The sequence below is a fragment of the Pseudomonas sp. NY15364 genome (assembly GCF_048068235.1).
GTDB lineage: Bacteria > Pseudomonadota > Gammaproteobacteria > Pseudomonadales > Pseudomonadaceae > Aquipseudomonas > Aquipseudomonas mendocina_D.
In genome coordinates, this window is the sequence record NZ_JBLUPX010000002.1 from 174642 (window position 1) to 192875 (window position 18234).

Sequence of the window (18234 nt, forward strand, 5' to 3'; positions counted from 1 at the left end):
TCAGAGGGCGGTCAAACGGGGTGCTGCTTCCAGCTCGCTTGCGCCCTGCGGCGTTGGTGTATGGATCGCCGCCTGGCGATGCTTGAGCATGCCGCCTGTGCGCTGGTTAATGGCGGCCGTCATCTCGGCGAGGATCGCCGTGGCGACGCTCTCCGGCGTATCACCGCCGATATCCAGGCCGATGGGGTAGTGCAGGCGCTCCAGGGCCGGCAACTGCGGGCTGTGCTGGCGAATCTCGTCCAGCAGACGTTCGGTGCGGTCACGCGGTCCCAGTTGGCCGATATAGGCAGGCGCGCCCTGCAGAACGCTGCCCAGCCAGTGGCGATCCTGGCTGTAACTGTGGCTCATGATCGCCACCATGGCGTCGTTGGTCAGCGTATGCAGGTCATAGGGCGGCTGTGCATCGACCTGCAGCACGGCGTCGGCGTCGGGGAAGCGTTCGGCGCGGGCGAAATGGGCGCGGCCATCGACCACGGTGACGTGCCAGTCCAGCAGCTTTGCCATGTGCGTCAGCGGCTGGGCGTCATGCCCGGCGCCGAAGATCACCAGGCGTCGCTGCGGTGCCAGGTATTCGCAGAAGACCTCGATCTCGCCACGCGCATCACGGTAGTTGCGCAGTGAGGAGCGGCCGTCGGTCAGGGTTCGTTGCAGATCGGCGCGAACCTCGGCGTCGATTGCGGAATCGAGCAGGCGGCCGTTGCCGCTGAGCGATGGATGCAGGTACAGACGCTCGCCCACGCGTACGCGGGCGTTGCGATAGCTACCTATTACCGTGGCGACCGCCCCGGCCTGGCCGCTTTCGCGCACCTGGCGCAATAGCCCAAGCACTGCCAGCGGCTTTTCCGCGCTATGGCGTTCGAGCAATACGTGCACGGTGCCGTTGCAGCCGAGGCCGAAGGTCAGTGCGGCGTCCTGATCGTCGTCGTCGTCCTGGGTGGCGGTGCTGTAACGGCGGATCACGGCTTCGCCACTATCGGTCAGCCACCAGGCCTTCTTCGCCACTTCGGATTCCAGGCAACCACCGCTGATGGTGCCCACGGTGCCGCCGTAGAGTGGGATCAGCATGCGCGCGCCTGGACGGCGGTATGCCGAACCCTCGACCTTGACCACTGTAGCGAGCACGGCCTGGCCATCGTCGCATTCGAGCGTGCGGACGGCATCGAGCAGAGCGCTGATTCCCGACAGCATAGGTTTCTCCCAGGCAGATTTTTTGAAGCGACCCCAGGGTGGCAATGTCCCGTATCTCAGTGAAGAAGGGTTATGCCGATCCTGCGAGATTCTTGCCCGATCCTGCGCTGCCTGCCTGAAAGCGTTCGGCCAGTTTGCCGATATGCGCGCGCTCGGTGCGGATGAAGTCGACGAACGCCTGTGCCACCGGGGACAGGCGTCGGCCACGGATATTCACCACGCACCAGCTGCGCTGCAGTGGCAGTTCGGCCACTGGCAGCTCGCGCAGCAGGCCGTACTGCAACTCCAGGCGTACGGCATGGCGCGGTAGCAGCGCGATGCCGAGCCCGGCCAGCACAGCCTCGCGCTGCGATTCCAGCGAGCCGACCTCCAGCGTGTGCGGGAAGTGTGCACGTTTCTGATGGCAGTACTCCTCGCAGGCGCGGCGGGTGCCCGAGCCGCTTTCGCGAGTCAGCAAAGGGTAGGCAGTCAGGTCCTGCAACTGCAGGCTGTCCGCCTCGCAAAGCGGGTGGTCGGGCGGTGCCACGGCGATGATCGGGTTGTTGAGGAAAGGCATGAAGTCCAGCGCCAGGTCCTGCGGCACCTGGCTCATGATCATCAGGTCATCGCGGCTCTGGGTCAGGCGGCGCACCACCAGGGCGTGGTTGACCACCGTGAGGTTGAGTACGACTTCCGGGTAATGGCGGCGAAAATCGGCGAACAAGTGGGGAATGAAATACTTTGCGCTGGATTCCACGCACAGGTTGAGCTGCCCCTGCAGCGAGCCCTGCAAGTCCGACAACTGCATGTCCAGGCTTTCCAGTCGGCCGAAAATATCGCTACTGGCGCGACGTAGTGCTTCGGCGGCCGCGGTGAGGTAGAGCTTCTTGCCGACGTACTCGAATAGCGGCTGGCCGACCAGGTCCTCAAGCTGACGAATCTGCAGGCTCACCGCCGGCTGGGTCAGCGCCATCTCTTCGGCTGCGCGGCTGTACGAGCCGTGCTCGCACACCGCCCGAAACACCTGAAGCTGGCGCAGCGTCATGCGCAGCAGGGTTTTACGCACGTTTTCGCCCTCACTCGATCAATCCATAAGTAATTACTTATGCGCGATCAAATAATTATTCATTTTTGTTAATTCGTATAGCCGGATAGGGTTTCACCACGTTTTGCAACCAACTGTTGCAGCGGCCCTTGCAGCTCTGCGCTGAGGATTGGATCGTGATAAGAAAAATACTGATCGCCAACCGTGGTGAGATTGCCGTCCGCATCGTGCGGGCCTGCGCCGAGATGGGCATTCGCTCGGTGGCGATCTATTCCGAAGCGGACCGTCATGCATTGCACGTCAAGCGCGCTGACGAAGCGCACAGCATTGGCGAAGACCCGCTGGCCGGCTATCTGAACCCGCGCAAGCTGGTCAACCTGGCGGTAGAGACCGGCTGCGATGCACTGCACCCTGGCTACGGCTTCCTGTCCGAGAACGCCGAACTGGCGGAAATCTGCGCCGAGCGTGGGATCAAGTTCATCGGCCCGAGCGCGGAAGTGATCCGTCGCATGGGCGACAAGACCGAAGCGCGCCGCAGCATGATGGCCGCTGGCGTGCCCTGCACCCCGGGCACCGAAGGCAACGTTGCTGATCTGGCCGAGGCGCTGCGCGAAGGCGAGCGTATCGGCTACCCGGTGATGCTCAAGGCCACCTCCGGTGGCGGTGGACGCGGCATTCGTCGCTGTAACAGCCGCGAGGAACTGGAGCAGGCCTACCCGCGCGTCATTTCCGAGGCGACCAAGGCCTTCGGCAGCGCGGAAGTCTTCCTGGAAAAATGCATCGTCAATCCGAAGCACATCGAGGCGCAGATCCTCGCCGACAGCTTCGGCAACACCGTGCACCTGTACGAGCGCGATTGCTCGATCCAGCGCCGCAACCAGAAGCTGATCGAAATCGCCCCCAGCCCGCAGCTCACCCCCGAGCAGCGCGCCTACATCGGTGACCTGGCCGTGCGTGCGGCGCAGGCCGTGGGCTACGAGAACGCCGGCACCGTGGAGTTCCTGCTCGCCGAAGGCGAGGTGTACTTCATGGAGATGAATACCCGGGTGCAGGTGGAACACACCATCACCGAGGAAATCACCGGCATCGATATCGTTCGTGAGCAGATTCGCATCGCCAGCGGCCTGCCGCTGTCGGTCAAGCAGGAAGACATCATCCATCGCGGTTATGCCCTGCAGTTCCGTATCAACGCCGAGGACCCGAAGAACAACTTCCTGCCCTCGTTCGGCAAGATCACCCGCTACTACGCGCCCGGCGGCCCTGGCGTGCGCACCGACACGGCGATCTACACCGGCTACACCATTCCGCCCTATTACGACTCGATGTGCCTGAAGCTGATCGTCTGGGCGCTGACCTGGGAAGAGGCGATGGATCGTGGCCTGCGCGCACTGGACGACATGCGCGTGCAGGGCGTGCGCACCACCGCCCCCTATTACCAGGAAATTTTGCGTAACCCGGAATTCCGTAGCGGCCAGTTCAATACCAGCTTCGTCGAAAGCCACCCGGAACTGACCCAATACTCGATCAAGCGCAACCCGTCGCACCTGGCCATCGCCATCGCCACCGCCATCGCTGCCCACGCGGGCCTGTAGGGGACATCATGAGCAAGAAGATCACCGTTACCGATACCGTCCTGCGCGATGCCCACCAGTCGCTGCTGGCCACGCGCATGCGCACCGAAGACATGTTGCCGATCTGCGACAAGCTCGACCGCGTCGGCTACTGGTCGCTGGAAGTCTGGGGTGGCGCCACCTTCGACGCGTGCGTGCGCTTCCTCAAGGAAGACCCGTGGGAACGTCTGCGTCAGCTCAAGGCGGCGCTGCCCAATACCCGTCTGCAGATGCTCCTGCGCGGGCAGAACCTGCTCGGCTATCGCCACTACAGCGATGACGTTGTCAAGGCGTTCGTGGCCAAGGCGGCGGTCAATGGCATCGACGTGTTCCGCATCTTCGATGCGATGAACGACGTGCGTAACCTGCGCGTGGCCATCGAGGCGGTCAAGGCCGCCGGCAAGCACGCCCAGGGCACCATCGCCTATACCACCAGCCCGGTGCACACCAACGAGGCCTTCGTCGCCCAGGCCAAGGCCATGCAGGCGATGGGCATCGACTCCATCGCCATCAAGGACATGGCCGGCCTGCTCACGCCGTATGCCACCTTCGAACTGGTCAAGGCGCTGAAGAGCGAAGTCGACCTGCCGGTGTTCATCCACAGCCATGACACCGCCGGCCTAGGCGCCATGTGCCAGCTCAAGGCCATTGAAGCGGGCGCCGACCATATCGACACCGCCATCTCCAGCCTGGCCTGGGGCACCAGCCATCCGGGCACCGAGTCGATGGTCGCCGCGCTCAAGGGTAGCGAATACGACACCGGCCTGGATCTGGAGCTGATCCAGGAAATCGGCATGTATTTCCATGCCGTACGCAAGAAGTACCACCAGTTCGAGAGCGAGTTCACCGGCGTGGATACCCGCGTGCAGGTCAACCAGGTGCCGGGCGGGATGATTTCCAACCTGGCCAACCAGCTCAAGGAGCAGGGTGCGCTGAACCGCATGAACGAAGTGCTGGAAGAGATTCCGCGCGTGCGCGCCGACCTCGGCTTCCCGCCGCTGGTGACGCCGACCTCGCAGATCGTCGGTACCCAGGCGTTCTTCAACGTGCTGGCCGGCGAGCGCTACAAGACCATCACCAACGAAGTGAAGCTGTACTTGCAGGGCCGCTACGGCAAGGCGCCGGGCAAGGTCGACGAGCAACTGCGCAAGCAGGCCATCGGTAGCGAGGAAGTGATCGACGTGCGCCCGGCCGACCTGCTCAAGCCCGAGCTGGCACGCCTGCGTGAAGAGATCGGCAGCCTGGCCAAGTCCGAAGAAGACGTGCTGACCTTCGCCATGTTTCCCGATATCGGCCGCAAGTTCCTCGAAGAGCGCGCGGCCGGCACCCTCAAACCGGAAGAGCTGCTACCCATGCCGAACGGCCAGGGCAAGGCGGCGCCGGTGGGCGGTGAAGGCGTGCCGACCGAGTTCGTGGTCGACGTACATGGTGAAAGCTACCGTGTGGACATCACCGGTGTCGGCGTCAAGGGTGATGGCAAACGCCACTTCTACCTGTCCATCGACGGCATGCCGGAAGAGGTAGTGTTCGAGCCGCTCAACGATTTCGTTGCAGGCGCAGGTGGCAAGCGCAAGCAGGCCGCTGCACCGGGCGATGTATCCACCACCATGCCAGGCAACATCGTCGATGTACTGGTCAAGGAAGGTGACACGGTCAAGGCGGGTCAGGCGGTCCTGATCACCGAAGCGATGAAGATGGAAACCGAAGTGCAGGCGCCGATTGCCGGCACCGTCAAGGCCGTTCACGTGGCCAAGGGCGACCGTGTCAATCCGGGCGAAGTACTGGTGGAAATCGAAGGTTAACCTCTATGGAGCCCGGCCTGTTGGATGGGCAAGTTTGACGGGGCGTATAACCCGGGCTCCTTTTTTATTCGTTGGCGTCCGTCCCTGACGGGGCGCCCAGGGTTTGAGACCCAGGAGCCGCAAGGCTCCTTTTTTTACTGCAGTTCTCTGGTCATGCCCCAGGTGCGCAAGCACAGCGCGGGCGATCAGCACCGCTTGCGCGGGGCATGGCCTTTTCCCTTCAGCCGGCCGGAGCCTTGACTCCGGCCGGCGCGTTTCAGGCCTGTGGGAAGCGCGAGCGCGGCGTGGCCATCGGGATCTTGTCGCCATCGAGCGGCAGGAAGCTGCCCAGCTCGGCGTCATAGGCCTTGATCTGGCTGGTTTCGATGTCGTACACCCAGCCATGGATGAACAACTGCCCGCGCGCCAGCTTGGCTGCCACCGATGGGTGGGTGCACAGGTGGTTAAGCTGCGCCACGACGTTTTCTTCGGTGAGCACCGCCAGGGTTTCCTTGTCGTCGCTGCAGTTGCAGTTCTCTGCCACCACGCTGCGTGCGACCTCGGCATGGCGCAACCAGGCCTTGACCGTGGGCATGGTTTCCAGCGATTGCGGGTTGAGCACGGCCTTCATCGCGCCGCAGTCGGAGTGGCCGCAGACGACGATGTGCTGCACGCCCAGGGCCATCACCGCGTATTCGATGGCGGTGGAAACGCCGCCCATCATCTGCCCGTAGGCCGGCACCACGTTACCGACGTTGCGGTTGACGAACAGGTCGCCTGGCGAGCTCTGGGTGATCAACTCCGGCACTACGCGCGAGTCGGCGCAGGTGATGAACATGGCGCGGGGGTTCTGGGCAGTGGCGAGCTTCTTGAACAGCTCTTCCTGCTGCGGGAAGACCTCGTTGCGAAAGCGTTTGAAGCCGTCAACGATGCTGTGCAGCGCCTGATCGGCGGTTTCGTTGCCCTCATGGGTCTGAAGCGGAATCACCTGGTGTTTGTAAGGCATGCCCTGAACCTCTTTGTTATCGAAAATACGCTGCTAAAACGACAGCGGCAGCGGGGTGCGAGTCACACGCAAGTGTCGCCTTCGGCAAGCCGAGCGACAACTGGCAGATCTTTGCAATTGATGCGCAGCGTCAGTGGCCGGGTTATCTGCTTTTAGAGGGCAGAGCGGGGCGTGCGTTCAGAGCAGGTTCAACTGCGCGCCCGGCGGGCAGAACTGCGAACAGTCCAGCATCACGCTGCCGCGCCGATCCAGGCCGAGCTTGCGCCGCGCCAGACGAAAACGCTGTTCCAGCAGGTCAGCGAACAGGCCCTCGCCCCGCATGCGACTGCCGAAGCGGCTGTCGTAATTCTTGCCGCCGCGGCTCTGGCGAATCAGGCTCATCACGTGTGCGGCGCGATCCGGAAAGTGCACCTGCAGCCACTCCTCGAACAACCCGGCGATCTCCAGCGGCAGGCGCAGCAGCACGTAGCCGGCCGAGCGAGCACCGGCATCACGGGCGGCTTCGAGTAACGCCTCCAGCTCCATGTCGTTGATCTGTGGAATCATCGGCGCGCACATCACGCTCACCGGAACACCTGCCTCGTGCAGCGTGCGCATGGCACGCAGGCGCGCCGCTGGGGCTGCGGTACGCGGCTCCATGATGCGCTTCAGTTCGTCATCCAGGGTGGTCAGGCTGAAGGCCACGCTGACCAGGTTGTGGTGGGCCAGCTCGCTGAGCAGGTCAAGGTCGCGCAGGATCAGCGAGCCCTTGGTGATCAGGTGCAGCGGGTGCTTGTAGCGCAGCAGGATTTCCAGGGTCTGGCGGGTCAGGCGCTGTTCACGCTCGATGGGCTGATAGGCGTCGGTATTCATGCCAAGGGCAATCGGTTGCGGCACGTAGCCGGGTTTCTGCAGTTGCTCTTCGAGGCGCTCGGCCAGGTTGGTCTTGGCGATCAGGCGGGTTTCGAAGTCGAGGCCGGGCGACATGTCCCAGTAGGCGTGGCTTGGCCTGGCGAAGCAGTAGATGCAGCCCGTGCTTATCCATTAAGTCAACCCCTAGACACCGATGTGTGAAGGTATCACCAGGGGGGGAGGTAGAAATACCGGCTCTAACGGAATCGCATTCGCGGCGTGACCTAGGGATACACTTTACTTAGCGATTCACCCATCAATCGGCCTAGCGCCAAACAAGAGCACCGCTGGGGCATGGGAGCCATGCTGTATCGGTTTCGTGGCTCCCCAAGACCTCAGCTTTGCCACATCGTTATTCAATCCCGCGTCTAGTTGTCCATAGAAAGAAGTCATTTTCATCCGGTATGGTTCATCTATGTCCATACCATATCGGGTAGCCACCTCGGAGATAAGGCCAAATTTGTTGGCGCTGATATACCTTCCCTATAGCGCGCGTGCCTAGAGTAGTTTTGTATCTGAGCGCCGCCTTTTGTTCCCGCTCTTTTTGTCGTTGGTATGGAGCTCGGTTGACCATCTCGGCATAAACCCTTTCGACTGTTCCGCCCACTACTCGTCCATGCTACAGTCATGCCAGAGCCTCTCACCACGGACAGCAATATGCGCCACTCACTGCCACAAAACTCTGTCGTGCTCTCTTTCTGGATGCCCGGTTCATGACTATCTATGTTGATAACGTAAAAGTGAAATGGGCGGGCAGCGAGTGGTGCCATTTGGTCGCAGATACATTGGACGAATTGCATAGCTTCGCTTCACAAATAGGTCTTCGGCGCCAGTGGTTCCAAAGCTCCGCGTCCTATCCGCACTACGATATTAAATTAGCAGTTCGTACGAGAGCGATTCAGCTCGGAGCGGTGCCAGGCACAAGAAGGCAGATAATAGAGTGCGCCAAAAAATTAAAGCTGGAATATCAGATGCTCACGACTGACGCAGCGCCGCAGCTGAACCTTCTGTTTTAAGCACGAACTTCCATCCGGAGCGGCCAGTGTTTATCAAGGGCGATACTGTTGATGATCTTTTAAAGAAGGTTTTTAAAGAGATCCTTGACAATGGCACAGATGTTGAACCCACCAAAGGGAAAACCAAAGAGCTATCAGGTGTGCTGCTTAAGTTAACTAATCCACTGGGAAGATTAAGCCGCACCGAAGGTAAAGGGACAATCTTCAGTTGCTTAGGCGAACTCCTCTGGTACCTGTCTGGCTCGAATCAGCTGGATCAAATCCAATATTACATTCAGCATTACCATCAATATTCGGATGATGGCAAAACGATCTTCGGTGCGTACGGACCAAAGCTATTCGGTGCCGATGGTCAAATTCCATCAGTCATCCGGGCTTTACAGGAGCGAGGCTCAACCAGGAAAGCAGTCGTCCAGCTGTTTTCCAGTTCGGACATCAAAGCACCTCATAAAGACATCCCTTGCACCTGTACGCTTCAGTTTTTAGTCAGAGAAGGCAAGCTCAGTCTCTACACGGCCATGCGCTCCAACGATGCTTTCAAGGGGCTCCCCCACGACATTTTTGCGTTCACAATGCTCCAAGAATTGACTGCCCGCAAACTAGGAATTCCGATGGGAGAATATGGGCATTATGTCACTAGCTTGCATATCTACATGGATGACCTAGATAAAATTGGGGGTTTTCAGAATGAGGGTTGGCAGGAAAAGGTATACATGCCCTCAATGCCTGATGGTGATCAGACTAACAATGTTCTCCGGCTACTTAAGCATGAAAGAGAGCTGAGACTACTGAATAAAAGAGTGTCTAATGTGCATGTCGATGTCTACTGGAGAGATTTATCCATTCTTCTTGAGGTGTTTAATATTGTGAAATCCAAGGATTTCGCACGACTGAACCAAATCGAACAGTCGATAAATGACATCGAGCTAAGAAATTTAGCCGCGAGAAAATTAAAATTATCTCAAGGCAATGGAGTGTAAGTTGCGAACGTCCAGCCATATTGACTCGACTTCCGATGCTCAATTGATCATATTACAGAAAATGATCAATCTCATTTCTGATCAATTGCTGCATACATTGGATGTCATTAACTGGGCCGCTCCAATTCCGTATTTTGGAGACCCCTGCAAAGCAACTATCGCCACCGTCGGTTTGAATCCCAGTGATAGGGAGTTCGTATCGGCAGCGGGAGCAGAGCTCACAGGCTCAGTGAGGCGGTTCCACACACTGACATCCCTTGAGTTAACTAGCTGGCATGAGCTGACGCCCGCACAACTGGAGTCCATACACACTTCCTGCACGGAGTATTTTTCCAGAAACCCTTATGATGCGTGGTTCAAGCCCTTGGATCTTCTATTAAGCGGAACCAATGAATCATTCTATAGCTCTATGTTTCATGCCTGCCATTTGGATCTTATACCTTATGCGACAGGCATAAAATGGGCTTTTTTGAAGCCCTGCCAACGTGAGTTCCTACTGAGCATATCCGCCAGCTTCTTAGGCCAAATTTTAAAGCATTCACCCATAAAGATGCTAGTGTTGAATGGAAAAGCCGTGGTGGAGAATTTCGAACGAGCAACTGACGTATCTTTCCGCAAAGCGCTCATGGAGGCTTGGTGCTTGCCGAGAAAGAATGGAATAAATATTAAAGGGTTTAGCTATGAAGGAAAAATTTCGCGGATGGCAGATATAGATATCGGGAGGGATGTTTACATATTAGGATATAATCATAACATTCAGAGTAGTTACGGAGTGACCTCTTCAGTGCGTACGTCCATTCAAGAGTGGATCTCGCAAAAGGCCAAGGAGATCTTAACTTGATACAGCATAGACAAGCCCTCAAGCAGTCATTGAGCGCTAAGCTCGACCGGGTCGTTAACGATGGCTTGCAGCTCCCGGGGATCGTTGCGGTAGAGAACAAGGCTACACTTCTGGATCAGTTGGTAGAAAGCATTCGGCGAGTCGACTATGTGGCTGCGGTTGCTTCCCGGCCCATCAGTGTTAATCGTTCTGATCCAGGCAGTGACTACTTCGATCCGATCCGTGCTGCGGTCTTGAAGGCGCAAGCCGGAGACGTAGAGGAGTCCAGTTGGCTGGTCTTCTTGGCAACACATTTTGGCAAGGCCAGCCGGACAGGTTGGCTCTTAACAAAAGACGTGTATGGTGCTCTTGGCGCGGGGTACAACTGGACATGGCCTTTGGTCAGTACCAATCCCGTGGCCATGAGCCAATGGATTGCCAGTAATCAGGCAGTACTGAGGAGCGGTGGCCGAAAATTTGGGAATCATCGTAAATACGAGTCTCTCGACCCGGCAAAGTCCAACTCAACAGGGGAGATTATTGAGAGCTATGTGAATTGGGTGATGCAACATGGTTCCCACACGGGTCTGTTCTCTCACGCGCTGATGCAATCTGGAGGTGACCCCAGAGCTGCGTTCGGCATGCTCTATCGATCCATGGGAGCGGTAAAGCGGTTTGGTCGAACCGGAAAATTTGACTACCTCACCATGGTTGCGAAGGTGGGAATTTCCCCCATCGTGGCAGATTCGACGTACATGGCGGAGGCAACTGGCCCGATCAAAGGGGCGCGCTTACTCTTTGGCGGTACAACCTTAGCTAATCTGTCTGCCGTAGTGCTGGAGCAAAAGATTCAGGAGCTGGAAAGTGTCCTAGGTGTCGGAATGCAGGTCCTCGAAGACGCCCTATGCAACTGGCAAAAATCGCCGGGCCGCTTCGTGCGATTTAGAGGCTGATCAGATGGAGGGCCATGAATATCGAACTTTTAACTTATTCATATGCGCTGGCTTTAGTATCTTTTCATACTGCATTTGCCCCACCACAATACCGGGCGCAATACCAATAGATTTGGCAAATTTTATTATGCTTTTGTAGTCGGCGGCATGAGCTCTCATGTTTTTCCGAAAAACCGCTGGGATTAGCACGAGAGCTGAAAACTCATTGGCTTCTTTCTCTTCTTCCGTACACTCAAATCCTTCACCCTCCACAAAGGTAGCCTTTCGTCCGTGAAGGACTAGGTGCCCAATTTCGTGAAATAATGAAAACCAAAAATGATCATCAGACAGGTAGCGAAAACTCAACATTATGAGTGCTCTGTCTTCTGAAACAAATTTCGCCATTCCACTCGCTGGGCAACCCTCTGGAGTTTTAGAGATAACTAATACAACGCCGCAATCGTTTAAGATGGCCTGAAGCTCAGGGATGAATAGTGCTGGATCGGAAATGTGCGTGAGGGCCCTGATTGTATCAAGATTGCTTAGAAGTTTGTTTTTATCCCAAGGTTTGCATGAAAATTTTGAAACTTTTGTTTCTCCAAATCTCACCCATGCCGCCGTGGCACCTACTTCCTGATCAAACGTCTGGCTCGTTCTGAAACGTGCCTCCTTGGTAAACTCCGCGCTGACGTCTTTCCATGCACTAATGTCAGGTATTCCGAAATAATCAAGGCAATCAATAACTTTTTTCGATTTGCTGTCCGAGTTTGAAATCCATCCAAACGCTTGCATGCTTTTGATCGGCAGTTCAGCAAGCCAGCTATCTTCCTTTTTGCTAGTGTGTCTGTATACACGAGACACGTCTTCGCGGTATTGCTGTTCTCGGGTCAGCCAAAAATCGGCATCGGGGCCAATGGCGTCAGCTAGTTTATGAGCTAAATGCTCGCTTATTTCCTGGCTGCCGTTGAAGAGGGCGTTGATTCCATTCAAATCGTAACCTATGTCCCTTGCCAAACATTCCGGACTGATCTCACGATCAGAAAGAATATCCAAGATTGTTTCGCCCGGTGGTGAGACCCAGGTTGGTTGAAACAGAGGGTTACTCATCATTATCCTGTCCAATCTTTAACAATTTTACAGACGTTACAGAGCCCCAGTTTACATTGCCCGAGGATAAGATAGGGACTTGTTGATGAGCGGCACTGAACAGAAGGTGATGATTTTGATAGAGCTTCACTACCACCAGTCCTGGGGGGGCGGCATCAAGTTCGGCAGGTTTTCCGACGGGTAGGTATAGGATGTTCGACGCTGCACGAATGTCCGCGAGCCTTCTGAAGAGGTTTTGTGCTAGTACTGGCGGCAATTCCCGGAGGGCAATCACTTCGCTGGTGCAAAGGTCCCGGAGTTCCTCCGTCTCAAACGCCAATTTCAACGCCATTCTGTCCGATTCGTCCATGGTGTAAAAGCAATGGTGGCGTGATGATACCCCTTCGGCTGGGGAAAACACATGGCCTACCGTGCAGCGGCTCACACATGAACCTGTCCCCATCATCCTGATCATCGCTCCAGGAATACCCGCACGGTCTGTGCCTAAAATGGGGCTGTCGCAGAGTCGCCAAATACCTGGACGCCGTTGAGTCGCAACCCGCCTAGATGTTGGTTCAAGGTTATAGCAGCCCACTAGGCCGTGCGCCAGTCTCAGGGTGGCTTGAGTGCTGGGTACCTGTTTGTTAGCCAGAAAATTTTCTGTCGCGAACGTTCTTATGACTGACTGCTTTTGGCCAATCCGCTGATCCAGCCAAGCGTATGAGCGCAGGCGATTTGTACCGCGCAGCGTTCGAGCGCCTGAAGAACAACAAACCAGAACGACTGCCGAAAGGCACGCCGGTGAGCCAGAATAATGTTGCCAAAGAGGCCGGCAGCGATCCCTCTGCGTTGAAAAAGCGCGCTTTCCCCTCCTCATCGCCGACATCCAAGAATATGTGGAAGCCATGATGAGCAACGTCCACCGTCTGTGCGCCAAGTCAGCCTATTAGCCCGCCGAGAAAATCGTGGCCTTCGTGAGCGGATCGATGAAATCACCCAACAGCGGGATCACCTTGCTAACCTGCTAAGTGAAGCCGACGCCACCATTCTTGAACTATATGATCGCGTTGCCGAATTGGAGCGGCAACTGCCAGCAAAAAATGCTCTAACAATTGATCCGCGAGGTCACAAAAAGCTTAGAATTTAATTTGCTCGGCGAGCTTATCGTTCGAGCAACGTCCAACTGCGTAGCAAGCCAGATAGGCCAGTTGAGGAATACATGGAAAAGTTATCGCTCAATCTAAAAAACTGCTTTGGAATCCAAGCCTTCTCCGAAGAATTCTCATTTGAAAAATCAAAGGTGCAGCTTATCTATGCCCCCAACGGAGTGATGAAAACCTCCCTTGCAAAAACCTTCCAATGTATTCAGCAGAGTAGAGAAGAGCCAAGAGATGTTCTCTACAATCGTCCAGCAGAATACAGCATAAAGATTGACGGGCAGGACATAAAGCCGGAAGAAATACTTGTTGTCAAACCGTTTGATGCGGATTTCGAATCCAAAAATCTCTCTGCCCTGCTGGTTAATAGCAGTCAAAAAAATATTTATGATTCGATATATAAGGAAATACTTGAGACCAGAACCCAGATCTCGAAAAAGCTAAACAAGCTATCCAAAATTCTTGCCGAGAAGGTAGAAGGCCAGATAGTAGAGGATTTTGAGGTCGACAATATTTTTGAGGCGATCGAAAAAATTAAAACTTTTGACGGTGGTGACCCAGAGCTCTATAAGGTCCCCTATGCAAAAGTACTAGATCCAAAAGTTATTGAGCTGCTAGCAGATCCGGCAATAAAGGATAATATTCACGACTACAGCAATCGATATAACGACTTAATCAGTCAGTCGCCGCTCTTCTCAAAAGGCAAATTTAATCCTGTTAACGCGGCATCGGTATCCAAAACCTTAAAGAAAGAAAAGTTCTTTGAGGCAGAGCATAGATTATTGATGAAAGGTCAGGACGCCCCGATTTGCGATGATGACTCGCTTGACGAGCTCCTTCAGAAGGAAAGCGAGTCCATTCTTGGCGATGGTCAGCTGCAGGAAATCTCAAAAAAGATAATTTCCGGGGTTGCGCCCATTAAGACATTTCAAGAGGTGCTCGAGGCCTCCCCGATTGTTTCAGCCTACTTGAGTGATATAGCTAACCTCAAGAAGATGCTTTGGCATTCTTATTATCTTACTGATCAAGGCGCCCTAGACCACTTGCTAGAATTATTTCACAGCAAAAGAGATGAGCTGACCTCTATAGAACAGCAGGCGAATATAGAAAACACTTTGTGGCACGATGCACAGGATGTTTTTAAAAGGCGATTTTACGTCCCATTTAGCGTAAATATTGAAGATCATAGAAACGCTATTCTAGGCACAGTTGCCCCAAACATGGTATTTACATTTCCAAATGAGGACGGGAAGCTCATTTCATTGAATCGAGGGCAGTTGGACTCTCTTGACTGTCTGTCAGTCGGTGAAAGACGGGCAATGTATCTTCTTTATGTCATATTTGAGTTCAAGGCTCGGCTGAATTCCGGGCAGCGCTCTGTGATAATAATTGATGACATTGCAGACTCCTTTGACTATAGAAACAAATACGCTATTGTCGAGTATCTAAAGGAGCTGGCAGACGAAGATCTATTTCGTCTGATAATCCTTACGCATAACTTTGATTTCTACAGGACGGTTCAGAGTCGTATTTTGGATAAGGCCAAGTGGGAGAATTCTTTTATTGCTCAGAAGAGCGATGGACAGATAAGGCTTATGAAGGGTGGAAATAAGGATGTCTCCAGTCCGTTTGAACTTTGGAAAGGCCAATACAATAAAAGTCCAGAAATTCTAATCTCAATGATACCTTTCGTTAGAAACTTAATAGAGTATCGAGACGGCACAGCATCAGAAAGTTATAAAAAGCTGACCTCAATGCTTCATATTAAGGAAGATCATATTGAGTCGGATTATAAAACTCGAAATCAGACGCTGGAGGACTTAGAGAATATCATCTCTAGCGTTGTGCCCCGTAAAGACTTAAGTGAAAGTTTTAATAAGAAAGAGTTGGTCATAGATCTAATTTACAGAACTGCAACTGACCTCGCTGGAGGTGATGGAGGTGATGGATTAGAAGATTCCATTTCTCTCGAAAGGAAAGTTGCATTATCCATTGCTATACGCCTGAAGGCTGAGGAATTTATGTGGGCGCATGTGGCAGATAAAACTCGTATTAATGGATGCCAAACAGGAAAGCTGTACGATAGGGTTGTGCGGGAGCAGTTGGGGCGGGCTGAGTTTGATCCATTACGCAAAACACTTGGTCAAGTTACGTTAATGACGCCAGAAAACATTCATTTAAACTCATTTATGTATGAGCCATTGATTGATATGTCAATTGAGCATCTTGTCGATCTGTTTAACAAGATACAGGAACTGGAGTGGCCTGCTTAGGCTCAAGGCGGCTTATGATTCTTGTAATTAGAACCAACATCGGTGTGCTATGGACATGCTGTGGCCCATATTGCTTGAAATAGGGTTTCCCTATGGACATGGGTGAAGTTGATAACCTAACCAGCCTATAAGGCGTTGGGCCATGTCCATACCTTTTCTTCTTTCCTTTACATTGATGAAGCGTTCGCCGACCTGACCGGTATGCATGGCAGCTTGGAGAGGCTGGGGCGGGAGATGCGTGCACGGGTGCTGCGCTGCACTGGCATCCCGGTGGGGGTGGGCATTGCCCAGACAAAGACCTTGGCCAAGCTGGCCAATCGTGCGGCGAAGCTATGGCAGCGGCAGACCGGTGGGGTCGTGGACATCCGTCAGCCCGAAAAGCGCGACAGGCTACTGCAGGTAATTGATGTCAGCGAGGTCTGGGGCATCGGTCGGCAGATGACCGCCCACCTGCGAATTTCGGTGAACGTGACCGAGCGTTTCACTAATACGTGACCGGTGCTTCCACCCCGGTTGCGCGGGTTCTGGATTGTAATCGCATCGGTCACGATGCAGTTTGTTCCTCGGCTTTTTCCCGGCGCAGTGGCTCGCCCTTCATCGTCAGTCGGTAAGCGTTGTGCACCAGGCGGTCGAGGATGGCGTCGGCCAGGGTCGGGTCGTTGATCCAGCTATGCCAGTGTTCGAGGGGCAGTTGGCTGGTCAGGATGGTGGAGCGGTTGCCGGCGCGGTCGTCGATCACCTCCTGCAGGTCATGCCGAGCCCCTTCCTCCAGCGGGGCCAGCGCCCTGTCGTCCAGCAGCAGGACATCGACTTTGGCCAGCTGTTGCAGGGTGCGACCGAAGCTGCCGTCGCCGTGGGCGATGCGCAGTTGCGCCAGCAGGCGCGGGGTGCGCAGATACAGGGTGCTTTAGCCCTGGCGGCAGGCCTGGTTGCCCAGGGCGCAGGCCTGCCAGGTTTTGCCGGCACCGGTCGGGCCGGTCAGCAGCAGGTTGTGCTGCTGGCGGATCCAGTCGCCGCTGGCCAGGCCGGCGATCAGGCGCTCGTCCAGGGCGCGGTCGGGGCTGCGGTCGAGATCTTCGAGGCAGGCGTTGCTGTACTTGAGCTTGGCTTTCTTGCGCAGCCGCACCAGGCGCTGGTTGTCACGCCAGGCCAGTTCACGGTCGAGCAACAGGCCGAGGCGCTCATCGAAGCTCAGGCTGTGGCTGGCCGGCAGCGTCCATTGCTCCTCCAGGGCGCTAGCCATGCCGTCCAGGCGTAGCTGGTGCAGTAGATTCAGGGTGTGTTGAGGCACATTGAACAGCTCCTGTTACCAAGACCGCCTCCGCGGGGCTGGAACTGATCTTCCGGGCCGGTTTTGCATTCAGTAAGGCGGAGATCCTGTTGCTCGATCCGCGCCAGCGTGGCGAGTTCACCGATGACTTGTTCGTCGCGACACCGCCGGTGGCTGCCGAGCGGGTGATGGGGGCGATGGATGCGATCAATGCACGATGGGGGCGTGGAACCATGCGGCCTGCAGGAGTGCCGGCGAATCCGGACTGGGACATGCGTCGGGAGATGATGAGCCCGAGCTATACGACGCGGCTTGATCAGTTATGGCGGGTAACCTAAGACGCTGAGGCGGCCTACCCTGGAAGAGACACTTGCCCTCCAAAGGCAGCCTGAGTGCGAACTGATTCGCTCTAGTTGGTTCAGGCGTTCGTTGCCCCAGAGCAATCAGCGAGGCTGGACTGAATGGAGGCGGTTGCGGCTCTATGATGAAACCTGCCTGATATCCAACACGACCCAGACCTCATACCCTTTCTCCCGAGCCGCTTTCTCGGCCTCAAGTTGGGCAGTGAGTGTACTGATGGAGCGGGAGCGGTGCTCGAAGCGGAACGGCGAGCCACCGTTCTTGCGCACGCTCAATTCAACGAGTGTGAAGGTGGAGTGCTGTTTGGGTATTGGCTGCTTCGATTTCGAAGGAGCGGGGTCAAGACCGAGTGCGCGCCGCATCTCAACTTCAGTGAGTTTTGTGTCAGTCAAGCTAGTTCCCTAGACGATTGCGGGTGACGCCATTGTAGCGAGGAGTCGTGCTGACATGGCCTGAGTTCGATGCTGGCGAGCCAACAACCTCATCTCTGCGATATGGCTACGAATCGCCAAAGTAGTCATCACGGGCGACTAGTCCGAATGGGCATTCCTCGCAGGGCTGCTCATCGCTGAACAGATTCTGCGTGCGGCGCTCCTGCTTCAAAAACGCTAGTGCCGCGAAAAAACACCTCTCGCATAGATTGACTCGATAGCGTTCGCCATCATGCCCTGCGCCATAGCCCCAGAGCGCCTGGAGCGTCCCGAACTGCTCGCCGTATCCCGGCACCCTCGTACTGGTAGCGCATACATCGCAAATGGTGTCTTTATCGGTCTCTGTCACCGGGCAGTCCTCGTGTTCGTATTAAAGAGGGTAACCGAGGGCACTGCGCAACGGAGCGCC

General features: G+C 55.6%; 15 protein-coding genes and 4 pseudogenes. 10 read left to right on the top strand and 9 right to left on the bottom strand.

Annotated features, from left to right (window positions below; translation table 11 throughout):
• Both ACNFCJ_RS03165 and ACNFCJ_RS03170 read right to left on the bottom strand, forming a co-directional pair.
• Positions 1-1188: an XdhC family protein gene (locus ACNFCJ_RS03165; RefSeq protein WP_416769774.1), complete on the bottom strand. Its 1188-nt coding sequence runs from the start codon at positions 1186-1188 to the stop codon at positions 1-3.
• 70 nt (positions 1189-1258) lie between these two features.
• On the bottom strand, positions 1259-2233 hold the full coding sequence (locus ACNFCJ_RS03170; protein ID WP_013717861.1) for a LysR family transcriptional regulator: 975 nt from the start codon (positions 2231-2233) through the stop codon (positions 1259-1261).
• A 155-nt stretch (positions 2234-2388) separates the two neighbouring features.
• Here ACNFCJ_RS03170 and ACNFCJ_RS03175 point away from each other — a divergent pair, with 155 nt between their 5' ends.
• A complete protein-coding gene (locus tag ACNFCJ_RS03175) occupies positions 2389-3804 on the top strand; it encodes an acetyl-CoA carboxylase biotin carboxylase subunit (RefSeq protein WP_017363443.1) in 1416 nt (471 codons plus the stop codon).
• A gap of 8 nt (positions 3805-3812) precedes the next feature.
• The gene (oadA, locus tag ACNFCJ_RS03180) at positions 3813-5624 is read left to right on the top strand and encodes a sodium-extruding oxaloacetate decarboxylase subunit alpha (RefSeq protein ID WP_017363442.1); all 1812 of its coding nucleotides are present in this window, start codon (positions 3813-3815) and stop codon (positions 5622-5624) included.
• A gap of 256 nt (positions 5625-5880) precedes the next feature.
• On the opposite strand, the gene ACNFCJ_RS03185 is transcribed toward oadA, so the two are convergent.
• Together ACNFCJ_RS03185 and ACNFCJ_RS03190 are read right to left on the bottom strand one after the other, a co-directional pair.
• Entirely contained in the window at positions 5881-6609 is a 729-nt protein-coding gene (locus ACNFCJ_RS03185; protein ID WP_041975426.1) for a carbonic anhydrase, read from the bottom strand.
• A 177-nt stretch (positions 6610-6786) separates the two neighbouring features.
• A pseudogene (locus ACNFCJ_RS03190) lies at positions 6787-7620 on the bottom strand (PA0069 family radical SAM protein); the annotation flags it as partial.
• A 593-nt stretch (positions 7621-8213) separates the two neighbouring features.
• On the opposite strand from ACNFCJ_RS03190, the gene ACNFCJ_RS03195 reads away from it, so the two are divergent.
• The 4 genes from ACNFCJ_RS03195 to ACNFCJ_RS03210 are packed head-to-tail and all read left to right on the top strand — an operon-like array spanning position 8214 to position 11269.
• Positions 8214-8516, top strand: coding sequence for a DUF4031 domain-containing protein (locus ACNFCJ_RS03195; RefSeq protein WP_125834084.1), 303 nt, complete (start codon positions 8214-8216; stop codon positions 8514-8516).
• Between the two features lie 26 nt (positions 8517-8542).
• Positions 8543-9496: a thymidylate synthase gene (locus ACNFCJ_RS03200; protein WP_416769778.1), complete on the top strand. Its 954-nt coding sequence runs from the start codon at positions 8543-8545 to the stop codon at positions 9494-9496.
• 1 nt (position 9497) lies between these two features.
• Positions 9498-10337 (top strand): hypothetical protein, encoded by an 840-nt coding sequence (locus tag ACNFCJ_RS03205; RefSeq protein WP_125834082.1) that lies wholly within the window; start codon positions 9498-9500, stop codon positions 10335-10337.
• A gap of 29 nt (positions 10338-10366) precedes the next feature.
• Positions 10367-11269, top strand: coding sequence for a hypothetical protein (locus tag ACNFCJ_RS03210; protein WP_148100087.1), 903 nt, complete (start codon positions 10367-10369; stop codon positions 11267-11269).
• On the opposite strand, the gene ACNFCJ_RS03215 is transcribed toward ACNFCJ_RS03210, so the two are convergent.
• The gene (locus ACNFCJ_RS03215; RefSeq protein WP_158620893.1) at positions 11270-12355 is read right to left on the bottom strand and encodes an ImmA/IrrE family metallo-endopeptidase; all 1086 of its coding nucleotides are present in this window, start codon (positions 12353-12355) and stop codon (positions 11270-11272) included.
• Positions 12348-12704 (bottom strand): hypothetical protein, encoded by a 357-nt coding sequence (locus tag ACNFCJ_RS03220; protein ID WP_125834079.1) that lies wholly within the window; start codon positions 12702-12704, stop codon positions 12348-12350. The genes ACNFCJ_RS03215 and ACNFCJ_RS03220 overlap by 8 nt, the downstream gene beginning before the upstream one ends.
• Positions 12705-13054: 350 nt before the next feature.
• On the opposite strand from ACNFCJ_RS03220, the gene ACNFCJ_RS03225 reads away from it, so the two are divergent.
• From ACNFCJ_RS03225 to ACNFCJ_RS03235, 3 genes and pseudogenes are all read left to right on the top strand, one after another.
• Entirely contained in the window at positions 13055-13243 is a 189-nt protein-coding gene (locus ACNFCJ_RS03225; protein ID WP_256672301.1) for a hypothetical protein, read from the top strand.
• A 310-nt stretch (positions 13244-13553) separates the two neighbouring features.
• Entirely contained in the window at positions 13554-15764 is a 2211-nt protein-coding gene (locus ACNFCJ_RS03230; RefSeq protein ID WP_125834078.1) for an AAA family ATPase, read from the top strand.
• A gap of 171 nt (positions 15765-15935) precedes the next feature.
• Positions 15936-16217: pseudogene (locus ACNFCJ_RS03235) on the top strand (DNA polymerase V subunit UmuC); the annotation flags it as partial.
• A 91-nt stretch (positions 16218-16308) separates the two neighbouring features.
• Here the strand turns inward: ACNFCJ_RS03235 and istB are convergent.
• Positions 16309-17007, bottom strand: a pseudogene (gene istB, locus ACNFCJ_RS03240) (IS21-like element helper ATPase IstB).
• 74 nt (positions 17008-17081) lie between these two features.
• Between istB and ACNFCJ_RS03245 the strand changes: the two are divergent.
• Positions 17082-17372: pseudogene (locus ACNFCJ_RS03245) on the top strand (DUF4113 domain-containing protein); the annotation flags it as partial.
• Between the two features lie 141 nt (positions 17373-17513).
• Here the strand turns inward: ACNFCJ_RS03245 and ACNFCJ_RS03250 are convergent.
• Together ACNFCJ_RS03250 and ACNFCJ_RS03255 are read right to left on the bottom strand one after the other, a co-directional pair.
• On the bottom strand, positions 17514-17786 hold the full coding sequence (locus tag ACNFCJ_RS03250) for a hypothetical protein (protein ID WP_235598564.1): 273 nt from the start codon (positions 17784-17786) through the stop codon (positions 17514-17516).
• Between the two features lie 106 nt (positions 17787-17892).
• Positions 17893-18174: a hypothetical protein gene (locus ACNFCJ_RS03255; protein ID WP_125834077.1), complete on the bottom strand. Its 282-nt coding sequence runs from the start codon at positions 18172-18174 to the stop codon at positions 17893-17895.
• Positions 18175-18234: the final 60 nt, after the last annotated feature.

Excerpts from the sequence above, each read along its gene's own strand:
- ACNFCJ_RS03220 (WP_125834079.1), bottom strand. The coding sequence starts at position 12,704 with ATGGACGAATCGGACAGAATGGCGTTGAAATTGGCGTTTGAGACGGAG.
- ACNFCJ_RS03215 (WP_158620893.1), bottom strand. The coding sequence starts at position 12,355 with ATGAGTAACCCTCTGTTTCAACCAACCTGGGTCTCACCACCGGGCGAA.
- oadA (WP_017363442.1), top strand. The coding sequence starts at position 3,813 with ATGAGCAAGAAGATCACCGTTACCGATACCGTCCTGCGCGATGCCCAC.
- ACNFCJ_RS03185 (WP_041975426.1), bottom strand. The coding sequence starts at position 6,609 with ATGCCTTACAAACACCAGGTGATTCCGCTTCAGACCCATGAGGGCAAC.
- ACNFCJ_RS03165 (WP_416769774.1), bottom strand. The coding sequence starts at position 1,188 with ATGCTGTCGGGAATCAGCGCTCTGCTCGATGCCGTCCGCACGCTCGAA.
- ACNFCJ_RS03195 (WP_125834084.1), top strand. The coding sequence starts at position 8,214 with ATGACTATCTATGTTGATAACGTAAAAGTGAAATGGGCGGGCAGCGAG.
- ACNFCJ_RS03230 (WP_125834078.1), top strand. The coding sequence starts at position 13,554 with ATGGAAAAGTTATCGCTCAATCTAAAAAACTGCTTTGGAATCCAAGCC.
- ACNFCJ_RS03225 (WP_256672301.1), top strand. The coding sequence starts at position 13,055 with ATGAGCGCAGGCGATTTGTACCGCGCAGCGTTCGAGCGCCTGAAGAAC.